The organism is Curtobacterium sp. ME26 (assembly GCF_903970945.1).
GTDB classification, from domain to species: domain Bacteria; phylum Actinomycetota; class Actinomycetes; order Actinomycetales; family Microbacteriaceae; genus Curtobacterium; species Curtobacterium citri.
The window spans coordinates 1-13,237 of sequence record NZ_CAJCKG010000018.1 but is presented as its reverse complement, the minus strand read 5'-3'; the positions used below and the strand labels follow the sequence as shown (position 1 = coordinate 13,237).

At 72.2% G+C, this 13,237-nt stretch carries 12 protein-coding genes; 5 read left to right on the top strand and 7 right to left on the bottom strand.

Annotated elements, in window-relative coordinates; all coding sequences use genetic code 11:
- Window positions 1–23 precede the first annotated feature (23 nt).
- Both H7A69_RS08955 and H7A69_RS08950 read left to right on the top strand, forming a co-directional pair.
- Window positions 24–1,199, top strand: coding sequence for a flagellar hook protein FlgE (locus tag H7A69_RS08955; protein WP_069710977.1), 1,176 nt, complete (start codon window positions 24–26; stop codon window positions 1,197–1,199).
- A gap of 510 nt (window positions 1,200–1,709) precedes the next feature.
- Window positions 1,710–2,462: an ABC transporter permease gene (locus tag H7A69_RS08950; RefSeq protein WP_259346156.1), complete on the top strand. Its 753-nt coding sequence runs from the start codon at window positions 1,710–1,712 to the stop codon at window positions 2,460–2,462.
- A gap of 80 nt (window positions 2,463–2,542) precedes the next feature.
- Here H7A69_RS08950 and H7A69_RS08945 read toward each other — a convergent pair whose 3' ends face one another.
- From H7A69_RS08945 to H7A69_RS08925, 5 genes are read right to left on the bottom strand one after another with little or no spacing between them, the layout of a single operon-like run.
- On the bottom strand, window positions 2,543–3,469 hold the full coding sequence (locus H7A69_RS08945; RefSeq protein WP_259346155.1) for an aminoglycoside phosphotransferase family protein: 927 nt from the start codon (window positions 3,467–3,469) through the stop codon (window positions 2,543–2,545).
- A gap of 25 nt (window positions 3,470–3,494) precedes the next feature.
- Complete coding sequence (locus H7A69_RS08940) at window positions 3,495–4,598, bottom strand: AI-2E family transporter (protein ID WP_182046721.1); 1,104 nt, start codon at window positions 4,596–4,598, stop codon at window positions 3,495–3,497.
- A complete protein-coding gene (locus H7A69_RS08935; RefSeq protein WP_182046720.1) occupies window positions 4,595–5,692 on the bottom strand; it encodes a Brp/Blh family beta-carotene 15,15'-dioxygenase in 1,098 nt (365 codons plus the stop codon). The genes H7A69_RS08940 and H7A69_RS08935 overlap by 4 nt, the downstream gene beginning before the upstream one ends.
- Entirely contained in the window at window positions 5,689–6,960 is a 1,272-nt protein-coding gene (locus H7A69_RS08930; protein WP_182046719.1) for a lycopene cyclase family protein, read from the bottom strand. Before H7A69_RS08930 ends, H7A69_RS08935 begins: the two co-directional genes overlap by 4 nt.
- Window positions 6,947–7,861 carry a bacteriorhodopsin gene (locus H7A69_RS08925; RefSeq protein ID WP_182046718.1) on the bottom strand — a complete coding sequence of 305 codons (915 nt, stop codon included), beginning with the start codon at window positions 7,859–7,861 and terminating at the stop codon, window positions 6,947–6,949. Before H7A69_RS08925 ends, H7A69_RS08930 begins: the two co-directional genes overlap by 14 nt.
- A 189-nt stretch (window positions 7,862–8,050) precedes the next feature.
- Here H7A69_RS08925 and H7A69_RS08920 point away from each other — a divergent pair, with 189 nt between their 5' ends.
- From H7A69_RS08920 to H7A69_RS08910, 3 genes are all read left to right on the top strand, one after another.
- Window positions 8,051–8,692 (top strand): response regulator transcription factor, encoded by a 642-nt coding sequence (locus H7A69_RS08920; protein ID WP_069710973.1) that lies wholly within the window; start codon window positions 8,051–8,053, stop codon window positions 8,690–8,692.
- A gap of 62 nt (window positions 8,693–8,754) precedes the next feature.
- Window positions 8,755–9,234, top strand: a complete 480-nt coding sequence (locus H7A69_RS08915; protein ID WP_182046717.1) for a MarR family transcriptional regulator — start codon at window positions 8,755–8,757, stop codon at window positions 9,232–9,234.
- A gap of 166 nt (window positions 9,235–9,400) precedes the next feature.
- Window positions 9,401–11,299, top strand: coding sequence for an ABC transporter ATP-binding protein (locus H7A69_RS08910; protein ID WP_182046716.1), 1,899 nt, complete (start codon window positions 9,401–9,403; stop codon window positions 11,297–11,299).
- Window positions 11,300–11,390: 91 nt separating this feature from the next.
- Here H7A69_RS08910 and H7A69_RS08905 read toward each other — a convergent pair whose 3' ends face one another.
- The gene (locus tag H7A69_RS08905; protein ID WP_182046715.1) at window positions 11,391–12,233 is read right to left on the bottom strand and encodes a glycoside hydrolase family 16 protein; all 843 of its coding nucleotides are present in this window, start codon (window positions 12,231–12,233) and stop codon (window positions 11,391–11,393) included.
- A gap of 203 nt (window positions 12,234–12,436) precedes the next feature.
- On the bottom strand, window positions 12,437–13,030 hold the full coding sequence (locus H7A69_RS08900) for a DUF1345 domain-containing protein (protein WP_182046714.1): 594 nt from the start codon (window positions 13,028–13,030) through the stop codon (window positions 12,437–12,439).
- Window positions 13,031–13,237: the final 207 nt, after the last annotated feature.

Sequence of the window (13,237 nt, the reverse complement as noted above, 5' to 3'; positions counted from 1 at the left end):
TTCCTTCCACGAAAGGTCGCACCATGCTCCGCTCGCTCTACTCCGGCATCTCCGGTCTCCGTTCGCACCAGCAGATGCTCGACGTCACCGGCAACAACATCGCCAACGTCAACACCGTCGGCTTCAAGTCGTCGACCACCGTCTTCCAGGACACCCTGTCGCAGATGACCCAGGGCGCCGGGGGACCGCAGACCGGCATCGGCGGCACGAACCCCGCACAGATCGGCCTCGGCGTGCAGGTCGCCGGCGTCTCGACCAACTTCGCCCAGGGTTCGGCGCAGGCCACCGGCAAGGCCACCGACCTGATGATCTCGGGCGACGGGTTCTTCGTGACGCGCCTCGGCAACGACACCGTCTACTCGCGGGCGGGTGCGTTCGACTTCGATGCGAACGGCCGCCTGGTCACCGCCGACGGCAAGATCGTCCAGGGCTACTCCGCCACGAACGGCGTCGTCAACGACGGCGGCGGCCTGAGCGACATCATGCTGCCGGTCGACGCGGCCGCCCCGGCGACCGCCACGAGCTCGGCGACCGTCAGCGGCAACCTGCCGTCGGACACCGCCGTCGGCCAGACGCTGAACCGCGACGCAACGGTCTACGACCAGTACGGCACCAAGCACACGCTGTCGCTCGGCTACACCCGCACCGCCGGCGGCTGGTCCGTCTCCGCCTCGAACGGGCAGGGCACCTCGGCGACCGGCGCGATCACCTTCGGCGCGGACGGCAAGATCACCAGCGGCCAGACCATGCAGGTGGGTGGGATCACCGTCGACATGACGCAGCTGTCCGGCTTCGCGACGCTCAACACCGCGTCGATCTCGTCCCAGAACGGCCACGAGGCCGGCTCGCTGCAGGGCTACTCCATCTCGAAGGACGGCACGCTCGTCGGTTCCTTCTCGAACGGGTCCTCGCTCGCGATCGGCCGCATCGCCCTCGCGACCTTCGCCAACCCCGCGGGCCTCGAGAAGACCGGGGCGTCGGGCTACCGCGCGACCGCGAACTCGGGCAACGCGAACGTCGGCGTCCCCGGGTCGGCCGGCATCGGCTCGCTCGCCTCGGGCACGCTCGAGATGTCGAACGTCGACCTGTCGCAGGAGTTCACGAACCTGATCGTGGCGCAGCGCGGGTTCCAGGCGAACGCGCGCATCATCACGACCTCGGACGAGGTGCTGCAGGAGCTGACGAACCTGAAGCGGTAGGGCTGGTCGGGCGGGTCCGGCGGGTCGGGGCCGGGCTGGCCGGGGCCTGGCTGGCCGGGCCTGGCCGCGATCTCCACAACGGGAGGCACCTCGCGCCACGGGATTCCGTGGCGCGGGGTGCCTCCCGTCGTTCGGCGACGTGTCGCATCAGGTGTCAGGAAGCTGCCGGGTCGGACGCCGTGCGGGTTCCCGCACGATACTGACCCATCCATGAGCATCCGTCGGTTCGTTGTCGTACCCTCCTCGTGGGGGAGCTGCACGGACCCGAACCGTCGCCCACGTTCGACGACGAACGAGCCCTCACCGAGACGGCGCCGCCGAGTCGTCCACGCGTGAGGGCGACCGTCACCGACCCGAACGCCGACGGTCGCCCTCGCGCCCCCTCGTCGCCGGCGCCGATCCGTCGGCCGTGCTCGCGGCGCGGCGGTCCGCCGGTCCGCCGGTCCGCCGGTCATGTTCACTGGGAGGACGAGGACGGCGGCGCGCCGCGGTGCGACCGGCGTAAGAGGAGTGCGAGTGACCGGTCACCTGGTGCCCACGCTGTCGGGCGTCCTGCTGCTCATCGGCATCGCGACGGCGGTGCTCGTTCTGGCGCGGGCCGAGGCGCCGTGGGCACCGGCCCTGGCGATCGTCCGCGGAGCGGCGCAGCTGGCCGTCATCAGCCTCGTGCTGTCCGGGGTGATCCGCTCACCGGCGCTGATCGCGGTCGCACTCCTGGTGATGTTCACGGTCGCGGTCCTCACGGCGGCTCGACGCCTCGGCGGGATCGCCAGCGCCGCCCTGCCGGTCGGGGCGTCGATGGCCGCCGGGATCGTCGTGACCGGGGTCGTCGTGTTCGGCACCGGCGCCATCGAGCTGAGCCCCCGCTACGCCCTCGCGGTGGGCGGCATCGTGATCGGCAACGCCATGACGATCGCGACCATCAGCGGACGCCGGTTCCGCGAGCTCGTGTCCGACCAGTGGGACGAGGTCGAGGGTTGGCTCGCACTCGGGGCCGCACCGCGACGTGCGACCGAGCGCCTGGTGCGCCGAGCGGTCAGCGCGGCGCTCGTGCCGACGGTCGACCAGACCAAGACGACCGGGCTGGTGACCCTGCCAGGCGCCTTCGTCGGTGCGGTGTTCGGCGGGCTGTCCCCGATCGAGGCGGGTCGGTTCCAGATCGTCGTCCTCACGGCCATCGCGGCCGCGGGCGCCTGCACGGCGGTGTGCCTCACCCGCTGGCTGGCTCCGGTCACGGTGCGACCGACCGACGTGACCCGCTGACGGACGGGAGGCGCGGGGCGGCCGCGCCACGCGCCTCCCGTCCGTCCCTCCGCACCACCGGTGCGCGTGTCCGACCGCTGTCAGCGTGGGGACCGGGCGTCCTCGAGCAGGCCGTGGAGGACCGCCAGGGAGCGGGCAGCGGTCCCGTCGGTGCGGCCGGTGCTGCTCGCGACCGTCGTCAGCGTCTTCCACAGCGCCCAGCCGCGTCCGCGCGTCCACGTGTCGTCGTCCAGCTGCAGGCGGTCGCGGAACACCTGCCGCCCGGCCGGGTCGAGGAGGGTCCAGGCGGCTGCGACGTCGCACGCGGGATCGCCGACGCCGCAGGTGCCGAAGTCGATGACCGCACCGAGCCGGCCGTCCCGCACCAGGAGGTTCCCCGGGGCGAGGTCGCCGTGGAACCAGGTCCGGACGCCGTCCCAGGGCGTCTCGAGTGCGTCCGTCCAGACCGCCCGGGCGAGGTCGAGGTCGAGGTCGACCCGACCCCGGAGCGCGTGCAGGGCCTCGGTCGCCAGACCGTCGAAGGTCCGCAGCGGTCCACCGCGGAACCAGTCGTGCAGACCGGGTCCCGGGCCTCCCTCGGGGTCCACGGCGCGCAGGGCGAGGAGGAACTCGGCGAAGTCCTCCGCGAGTCGTCCGGGGTCGGCGACCGGTGCCGTGGCGAGCGGTTCGCCCGCCAGCCACCGGTACACCGACCAGGGAAAGGGGTACCCGGTGTCCGGTCGGCCCCCGGCGACCGGCACCGGGACCGGGAGCGGCAGCTGCGGGGCCAGCCGGGGGAGCCACCGGTGTTCCTTCTCGACCGCCAGCGCGTACGCCGCCGCACTCGGCGTACGGACCGACAGGGCGTCGCCGAGGCGGAAGGTGTGGTTGTCCCAGCCGTCGTCCGCGACCGGCTGCACGGGGAGGTCGCGCCACTGCGGGAACTGCCGTGCCACGAGCGTCGCGACGAGCTGCGCGTCGACGGGGACGCGCTGCGGGACGGGTCCGAGGTCGAAGGCTTCGCTCACGGCTGCCAGCATGGCCCCTCCGCCGTCACCTCGCGGGTTCGGCGCTCCGCGGGATCGGCAGGGCGACCTCGACGTCGGGGTCGTCCTGTCGCGCGGCGCGGATCATGGAGTTCGCGGTCGCCGCGAGCGGCACCGCGAAGAACCCGCCCGCGATGCCGCCGATCGTCGTGCCGGCGATCACGGCGAGGAGCACCGCCAACGGGTGGACGGCGACGACCGAGCCGGTCAGGAACGGGTGCAGGACCTGCCCCTCCAACTGCTGCACCAGCACGACGACCCCGAGCATGACCAGGGCCACCACCCAGCCCTGGAACACCAGGGCGAGGAGCACCGCGACCGCTCCCGCGACGAACGCGCCGACCACGGGGATGAACGCCCCGACGAAGACGACCACCCCGATCGGCCCCGCGAGCGGGACCCCGAGCAGGGCGGCGCCGAGGGCTATGCCGAGCGCGTCGGTCGCGGCGATGACGACCTGCACGCGGATGAAGTGCGTCAGGGTGGTCCACCCGGCCTCGCCCGCCACCCCGAGTCGGTGGTGTGCGGCCCTCGGGAAGAGCGAGACGACCCACTCCCACATCCGCCGTCCGCCGGTGAGCGCGAAGATCGTGACGAACGTGACGATGAACAGCCCCTCGCCGAGGTGCACCAGGGTGGCGCCGGCGACCACGACCCCGCGCTGCAGGTCGGCAGCGTGCCGCTGGACGAACGTCCGGGCATCGGTCGACACGGTGTCGAGGTCGACCGACGGCAGCCCCATCGGCGGGTGCCGGAGCAGCTCCTGGACGTTGCCGATGAGCGAGACCGTCCGGTCCTCGAGGCTCGGCAACTGTTCGCTGACGCGCCAGACGACCAGGAACACGAGCAGGGCGACGCCGGCGACCAGCGACAGCAGCGCGAGGACGATCGCGAGCCACTTCGGCACCCCGTGCCGCTGCAGCAGGGCGCTGAAGGGGACGAGCAGCGCTGCGACGACCAGTCCGATGAGCAGGGGGACGACGACGTTCGCCAGGGTGACGGCGATCCACCCGACCAGGCCGACCGCGGCGGCGATCACCAGTACCCGTCCGGCGAAGACGGCACCGGTGCGGAGCCCGGACGGACGAGGGGCGGGGTTCGAGACGGTCACGGGGTGCCCTCCGGGGCTGTGGGAGACGGGACGAGGTCGGACGGCGCCCGGCCCCAGGTGTGCTGGACGCGGTCCATCCAGGTGACGACGACGGTGTGCGGGGTCGTCAGCGCGGCGATGAGCGCGAGGTAGACCCCGAGGTCCGCGCGTCGGACGACGACGGCGAGGACGACGAGGGCCGCGATCGCGATCGCCGTGATCGGCCAGGCCTGCCGCAGGAACCGGAGGAACGGCGCGAGCAGGCGACCGCGGTGCAGCAGCTCGGCGCTGGTCGGGTCGGTGAGCTCGAGACGGAGGACGTGCCGCACCGCGTGCCACAGCGTGAAGTACAGGCCCACGGCGAGGACCGGCGGGACCACCGCGAAGAACAGCACCAGGACGGCGTCCTCCGAGAGCTGCCGCCAGCGGGGACCGCCCGCCCGGTGGACGACAGCGGCGTGCAGCAGGACGAGCAGGACCACGAGGACCGCCCCGGCGATCCGGACGCCCGGGGGGACGGTCAGCACCGACGGACCGCTCCCGCCGCCGACGACCGCAGCGGTGTCGACGACGACGTGGAGCGCCGCGTCCGGCTGGACGACGAACGGGACCACCATCGGCACGGCACCGCGCAGGGCCACCGTGAGGACGGACCCGAGCGGACCGGGCGCACCGTCCCCGAGCAGCCGGTCGACGAACAGGTCACCCTGGCCCCAGTGGAACCAGGTGATGCCGACGAAGACCGCGAAGCCGAGCAGCGGGGCGACGACCCACAGCGCCGCGGTGAGCGTGCCGACCACCAGGTAGAGCACGACGACCACGACGACGGACCGCACGGTGCTCGTCCCCGGGCGCAGCCGTGCCGGGACGAGGTGGTCGAGGGCGCCGTGCGGCAGCCCGAAGACGAGCACGCTCACGGCGAACGGCACGAGCTGCACGGCCATCGGGACGGCCACGCCCGTCAGGCCGAGCACCGCGCACGTCAGGGCCACCGCGGCGAGGGCCGTGGTGACCGGTGCGAGGACCCGGTCGGTGACCCAGGTCCGCAGTGCGGGCGGGACCGCCGCGTCCGGCGCCACGGCCCTGCTCCGGTCGACGGCCGTCGCCGCCGTCACGGCCGGACCTCGCGCCGGCGCGCGACGGCGTCGGCGAGGGTCCGCACGAGCGCGGCGAGGAACGGACGCTTCTGCAGGGCGAGCACGATCCGGAGGTCGTCCGCCACCGACGAGCGCTCCGACAGGAAGCGCACGACGAGCGGACCGGGCAGCGCGAAGAGGCGACGGAACGCCTCCGCGGCCTGCTCGGGGCGGTCCCGCAGGAACCGGAGGAACACCGCGTCGAGGAAGCGCGTGCGGAACCGGTCGGAGAACGCGGGGACGGGTGTGCCGTCGACGAGGTGCCGGGCGACGACCGCACTGTGCCGGTTGCTCCGCGCGAACCCGTAGCCACTGCTGGGACGGGTGGTCCCGGTCACGGTGTCCGCAGCGGCCCACCGGGCGTCCGGCGGCGCGGGGGTGTCCGTCATCGGGATGCACCCGCGTTCCTCGTCGGTCACGTGCCACTCGTCCGCCCGGAGACCCCACCGTCGCGAGACGTAGCGGGCGACGTGGTCCTCGTGGTCGAACGCCTCCGCGGGGTCGGGCGTGAACAGCGTGCTCTCCACGAGCGCCTCGGTCGGCGTCACCGGCAGCACGTAGACGAACCGCACGGGACCGCCCGGCTCCTGGCCGCCGAAGTCCATGAGCGTCACCGTCGTCGTGTCGAACACCGGGCGGCTCGTGGTGACCCACCGTCCGACGAAGCGCTGGTGGAGCAGCACCCGACCGGCCGGGACGTCCGTGGGGCACCGGGGTCCGCGGGCGTCGAGGACGCGGCCGGCCCGGACGGGACCGTCGGTGGTGTGCACCACGACGTCCCGGTCGTCGGTCGTGTCGGCGTCGCTGCGTCGGACCGCCGCGACGGGGGTGCCCCGGACGATGCGGACCCGCCCGTCCGAAGCGACACGGGACGCGGCGGCGGCGGACCGGTCGGACGCCCGCACCAGGACGTACGGGTGGTCGGGATCCGAGCCGACGCTCGTCCCGTCCTCGGTCCGGACCTCCCACCGGTCCCACGACGCCGAGCGGGCCTCGGGGAGCGGGTCGGTGCCGTCGTCCCACGAGCACCACGACCGCGGGTCCGGGGTGGCCCGGCCCTCGAGCACCAGGACGGAACGGTCGCCGAGCGCTGCGAGCCGTACGGCTGTCGAGAGCCCCGAGCACCCGCCGCCGACGACGGCCACGTCGACGCGCTCCGGGAGGGTCGTCCGGACCGGACCGGGGGCCGGAGCGACGCGCGCTCCGGCCCCCGGTGTCGTCGTCGTGCCGGTGTCAGCGACGGACACGGCGCTCGCCGCGACCGGACAGCGCGGTGTCGTCCACGGCGACGGTGCCGGGCAGGACGCCGTCCGAGAGCTTCTCGGACGAGATCCAGAGCGCCTCGGGCAGGGTGTCGACGCCGGCACGGACGTCCTCGGCGGAACGGAGCTTGGCGATCTTGTGGATCAGCGAGCCGAAGCCGACCTTCGCGACGATGTCCGCGGCCGACAGGACGACCTGCATCCAGGTGATGACCGCACCGCCGTGGCCCCAGCCCTGCAGGCCGAAGACGATCGGGTAGGCGAGCCACGTCACGATGAGCAGGATGCCGGCGTTGCGCAGCGTCGCAGCGGCGGGGGTGCCCGCCAGGTCACGGCCGCCCTTGACGACCACGTAGATCACGAGGACGTACAGGATCACCATGAAGACGCCGGAGACGACGCCCCAGAGCCAGAGCGCGCCCGTGTTCGTGCCGGAGTCGACGGCGACGCCGCCGATGAAGCCGGTGCTGATCATCAGGAACGCCGCGGCGATGCCGACGGCGCGGAGACGGCGTGCTGCGGCGCCGGCGAGGGTGGCCACCGCGAGGAGCTCGATCACCAGGAGCGGCACGGTGACGGTCCAGTCGAAGTAGCGCGGAGCCCAGGACAGGATCGCGTTGGCGTTCGGCACCCACGAGTCGCCCCGGCGCTCGTAGCCCAGCGCGAACTCGACGACCAGGAGCACGTACGACAGGAAGGCGATGCCGGTGATGGTCATGCCGGCGTACACGCCGGCGCGGTACCGCCCGCTGACCTCGTTGGTCGACACGAGCGACTTCACGAAGAACGCGAAGAGCGCGAGTCCGGCGACGGAGAGCGCGTAGACGATGATCGAGTGCTCCGCGAGCGTGAGCGTCGCGTTCCACGGAGCGAGTGCGTCCGACATGGGGGTCCTTCCGGTGGGTGGTGGTGGCGGTTCGTCGCCGACCAGAGAAACTTGCTCCTGGGCAACCATCCCCGGTCCCAGCGAGTGCTCGGACCGGGGTACAACGGCGTCAGTAGCGTGGTACATCCGAACGAATCAGCGCCGCCCGGCGCTCGTCTCACCCCCAGGGGTGGTCCTGAGAGGAACGGAATGTCCGACCGCATCCGCGTGGCCCTGGTCAACGACTACGAGCTCGTGCTGCGCGGGCTGGCGGACATGCTCGCGCCCTTCGCCGACCGGATCGACGTCGTGCAGCTCGACGCCCGACGCCGTGTCACGGTGGATGTCGACGTGGCGCTCTACGACACGTTCGCGCAGCCTGAACCCGACGACGAGGACATCGACCGGCTCGCATCGAACCCGCGCATCCGGACCGTCGCGGTCTTCACGTGGAAGATGGACCAGGACCTCATCGACGCGGCGGTGGCGCGTGGCGCGACGGGGTACTTCGCGAAGAGCTCGACCGCCGAGCACCTCGCCGAGGGGCTCCAGCGGGTCGCTGCCGGCGAGCGCGTGCTCGAGTCGCCCCGACGACGGGTGCCGAGCGGTCCCGGGGTCCGGTGGCCCGGTCGCGCGGAGGGCATCTCGGACCGCCAGTCCGAGATCCTCGCGCTCATCACCCAGGGCAAGCGCAACACGGAGATCGCCGAGCTGACGCACCTCAGCCCGAACACGGTCAAGACCCACATCCGGACGCTCTACAGCAAGATCGGGGCGGAGAACCGGGTCGACGCCGTGCTCTGGGGGACCGAGAACGGGTTCCGGCCGGACCACCGCAGCACCGATCGGTGAGCGTGGTCGTCCACGACGAGCGTTCCTCGAGGACGAGCGCGGGACGCCGTTAGGCTGACCCGGTGACCAGTGCCGAGGAGTCCGCAGCGGGGACGGAGTCCGTCGTCGTCGATGCGTCGGTCGTCGGGCTCGGCATCGTGCTGCGCTCGCTCGCCCCGGCCCTCGAGCACGTCACCCTGCAGCAGTACCGGATCCTCGTGCTGCTCGTGACCCGCGGCCCGTTGCGCGCGGGAGACCTGGCCGACGAGCTCGGCCTGCTGCCGTCCGGCATCACGAGGATGGTGGACCGGCTCGTCCGCGACGACTGGGTCAGCAGACGGGTGTCCGGACGCGAGGTCACCGTCACGGCCCAGCCCGCGGCGACCGCCCTCGTCGAGCAGGTGCTCGATCGCCGCGCCGCCGAGTTCCGCGGGGCGCTCCGCCGGATGTCCGAGGACGAGCGACGGGCGGTGCGACAGGCAGCGGAGGCGCTGGTCCGCTCCGCCACGGCGGCGCCGCTCCTCGATGCGCACCTGCTCCTCGGGACGCACCCGCAGCACTGACGGCGGACGGACGACGCACCCGCAGCACCGACCGCGGGCGGACGACGCACCCGCAGCACTGACCGCGGACGTAGGCTGGCTCGGGTCCGCGGCGCACCGTCGCCGGGACGTGACCACCGGGCCCACGCCCGTCGAACCGGGCCCGGCGCCCCGGGAAGGAACTGCCATGAGCATGGAAGGCGCAGCCTGGAGCTCGCTGTACAAGATCTCGTCGGCGAAGGACAGCGGTCGCGGGTTCTCGCGCGAGTCGTTCCGGCGGATCATGACGTTCGCCGTGCCGTACCGGTCGAAACTGGTCGTCTTCATCCTGTTGTCGGTCGTCGGGGCCTTCCTCGCGGTGGCGACGCCGGTCCTGGCCGGTCGCGTGATCGACGTGATCGTCGCCCGCGGGGCGCTCGGCACGATCGTCGGGCTCGCCGTCCTGATCGCCGTCGTCGCCGTGGCCGACGCCGGTGCCTCGCTCGCGACGCGCTGGTACTCGGCGCGGATCGGTGAGGGGGTCATCCTCGACCTCCGGACGGCCGTGTTCGACCACGTGCAGAAGATGCCGATCGCGTTCTTCACCCGCACCCGCACGGGAGCGCTCGTCAGCCGGCTCAACAACGACGTGATCGGCGCGCAGCAGGCCTTCAGCGGGACCCTGTCCGGCGTCGTCACGAACCTCGTCGCGCTGATCCTCACCCTGACCGTCATGCTCAGCACGTCGTGGCTCGTGACCGTCCTCGCGGTGGTCATGCTCCCGCTCTTCCTCGTCCCCGCACGCCGGATGGGCACCCGGCTCGCCGCGCTCCGCCGCGAGGCCGCCGACCACAACTCGGCGATGAGCACCCAGATGACCGAGCGCTTCTCGGCCCCGGGCGCGACCCTCGTCAAGCTCTTCGGGCGCCCCGACGAGGAGGCCGAGGAGTTCCGCGTCCGCGCTGCCCGGGTCCGCGACATCGGTGTCCGGACGGCGATGCTGCAGTTCGTCTTCGTCACGGCGCTGACCCTCGTGGCCGCGCTCGCCCTCGCGCTCGTCTACGGGCTCGGCGGCGCGCTCGCACTCGGCGGGCAGCTCAACACGGGCGACGTCGTCACCCTGGCACTCCTGCTCACCCGGCTCTACGCGCCGCTGACCAGCCTGGCGAACGCCCGCGTCGAGATCATGAGCGCGGTGGTGAGCTTCGAGCGGGTCTTCGAGGTGCTCGACCTCCGACCGCTCATCACGGAGAAGCCGGACGCCGTCACGGTCGCCGACGGCCCGGTGGCGGTGGAGTTCGACGACGTGCGCTTCGCCTACCCGTCGGCGGACAAGGTGTCGCTCGCCTCCCTCGAGGAGGTCTCGACGCTGGACACCCGCGGCGGTGAGGAGGTGCTGCACGGCGTCTCGTTCCGGATCGAACCGGGACAGACGGTCGCCCTCGTCGGCACGTCCGGGGCGGGCAAGTCGACCGTCGCGCAGCTGCTCGCGCGCCTCTACGACGTCGACAGCGGCGCGGTCCGGCTCGGCGGCACGGACGTGCGGGACGTCAGCTTCGCCTCCATGCGCAACACCCTCGGCATGGTGACCCAGGACGGGCACCTGTTCCACGAGACGATCCTCGCCAACCTGCGGCTCGCCCGACCGGAGGCGACCGTCGACGAGGTCTGGGACGCCGTCCGACGGGCACGGCTCGAGCCGCTCGTCCGGTCGCTGCCCGACCAGCTGGACACCATGGTGGGGGAGCGCGGCTACCGCCTGTCGGGTGGTGAGCGGCAGCGCATGACGATCGCGCGCCTCCTCCTCGCCCAGCCGCGCGTGGTGATCCTCGACGAGGCGACCGCGGCACTCGACTCCACGTCGGAGGCGGCGGTGCAGGCCGCGCTGAGCGAGGCGCTCGAGGGGCGCACCGCGATGGTCATCGCCCACCGCCTGTCGACCATCCGGAGTGCGGACCTGATCCTCGTCGTCGAGGACGGCTCGATCGTGGAGCGCGGCACGCACGAGCAACTGCTCGCCGCGGGCGGCCGGTACGAGGAGCTGCACCGGACCCAGTTCGCCGTCCAGCAGGACGCCGTCGCGCAGGATGCGGAGCTGCCTGCCTGACGCCGTCGGGAGCGGACCGACGGACGGACGGGAGGCGCGTGGCTAGGCCGCCACGCGCCTCCCGTCCGTCACCGGTCGCGACGGGACGCGATCAGTCCCAGATCGAGATCCAGTCGATGTCGACGTGGCCGTCGGCCCACCACGGGACGTCGCCGGTGATCGCGGTCTCGGCCTGCAGCGTCACGCGCATCGGGTCCTTCGGCACACCCGACCAGGTCTGCGAGACGAGCTGGTCGTCCCAGTAGAAGCGGACCACTCCGTGGTCCCACTCGGTCGTCGCGACGTGGTACCCGCTGCTCTGCGTCGTCGACGTGTGCCGCTGCACGCTCGAATCGAAGCGCATCATGCCCCGGGACCACGTCCCGGGGATGGCCGCTGCCGGGCGCACCGTGCTGTCGAGGTCGCCCTCGGGCCAGTCGATCTCGCCCTTGTTCCAGTCGTCGTCGGTGGGCCAGAGCATGCCGACGAACTTGTAGCCGGGCGTGTCCGTCGTCTTGTAGCGGATCGAGACCCGGCCGGTCTCGTGCGGCGCGTACCCGTCGGGCAGCACGGTGGCGACCAGCGGGCGCCCGTTCTCCGTGTGCAGTCGGAAGTCGAGGTTGCCGTTGCTGACGCTGAGCACCTTGTCGGGGGCGTAGTACCCGCGCCCGCTGGTGTCCGAGTAGCCGGAGTAGGCCTCCATCTCCGGGTACTCCCGCAGGACGCTGCCCAGGCGGGCGTCCCGGTCGAAGTCCTCCGCGTACGACTGCTTCCAGGTGCGGCCGTTCGAGTACAGGTCGCCCTTCGGCATCGCGGTGAGCGAGTCCGTCGCCGCCTCCGAGGGTGTCGCCTGCTGCGTCATGCCGATGACGAGTGCCCCGGCCGCCGCGAACGCCGCGCCGGTGGCGATGCGACGCTTCCGGCGCCCGCTCGTGTTCCGTGTGTCGTTCTTCATGTGAGTAGTTGATTCCCTGTCGTTTCCCTGAGCGCGGCCCTCCGGTGGGGCGCAGCGCGGCCGAACGGTACCTTCTGTGCCACCCCCGAACGGGGGGAAGAAGGTGTCGCGTCACCCTCGCGCTGTCCCCCTTTCGCCCCACTCCCCAGGCTGGGAGCGGGCACTGGCGGCTGAGCACATCTTCAGGACACTGCTCCGAAGGTTCAGTTCCCGAGTCCGGCGACGAGGTTCACGACGCTCGCGATGACGACGGTCCCGAAGAAGAACGAGAGCAGCGCGTGCCGGAGCGTCACCACCCGGATCCTGCTCGCCGTGATCGAGGTGTCCGACACCTGGTACGTCATCCCCACCGTCAGGGCGAAGTAGGCGAAGTCCGAGTACCGCGGGGGTTCCTGCTGGTTGAAGTCGATGCCGCCCGGGGTCCCGCTGTACCAGAGCTCGGCGTAGCGCAGGGTGAACAGGGTCTGCACGAGCATCCACGACAGGGCCACGCTGACCACGCCGAGTGCCGCTGCGAGGTCCTGCGACGGACCGTGCAGCCCCTTCGCGGTGCTGAGCACGACCAGGAGCGCGACGACGCTCGCACCGGCGGCACCAACGAGCAGCAGGTCGGAGACCGTCCGCCGCGGGTCCTCCCGCGAGGCGAGCCGCGCGGTCCGGTCGGCGTCCGCCCGGAGCAGGGGCAGCGCGGTGACGACGTACACCGCGCACGCGGCCGCCCACCCGATCGACGCCGCCCAGCGCGGACCGACCGTGACGCTCGTGACGCCCGCGACGACGGCGCCGACGACCACCATCAGGACGAGGCGGTCCCGGTAGCGGCGGGGCCCGAACGGGAGAGGACACCACTTGACACCCCACACCCCCGGGGAAACCGCGAGGCCCGCTCTGTTTTTGAAAAAAAAAAACGAAACAAACGAGAAACTAGCGAGCACGATGAAGGGCGCAGCCCTTCTATATTTACGCTATGCACACCGTAAGACAGCATGTCAATGACGAAGACG

Coding starts and splice junctions, on each gene's coding strand:
- H7A69_RS08955 (WP_069710977.1), top strand. CDS start 24: ATGCTCCGCTCGCTCTACTCCGGCATCTCCGGTCTCCGTTCGCACCAG.
- H7A69_RS08905 (WP_182046715.1), bottom strand. CDS start 12,233: ATGAAGAACGACACACGGAACACGAGCGGGCGCCGGAAGCGTCGCATC.
- H7A69_RS08900 (WP_182046714.1), bottom strand. CDS start 13,030: ATGGTGGTCGTCGGCGCCGTCGTCGCGGGCGTCACGAGCGTCACGGTC.
- H7A69_RS08910 (WP_182046716.1), top strand. CDS start 9,401: ATGAGCATGGAAGGCGCAGCCTGGAGCTCGCTGTACAAGATCTCGTCG.
- H7A69_RS08920 (WP_069710973.1), top strand. CDS start 8,051: ATGTCCGACCGCATCCGCGTGGCCCTGGTCAACGACTACGAGCTCGTG.
- H7A69_RS08925 (WP_182046718.1), bottom strand. CDS start 7,861: ATGTCGGACGCACTCGCTCCGTGGAACGCGACGCTCACGCTCGCGGAG.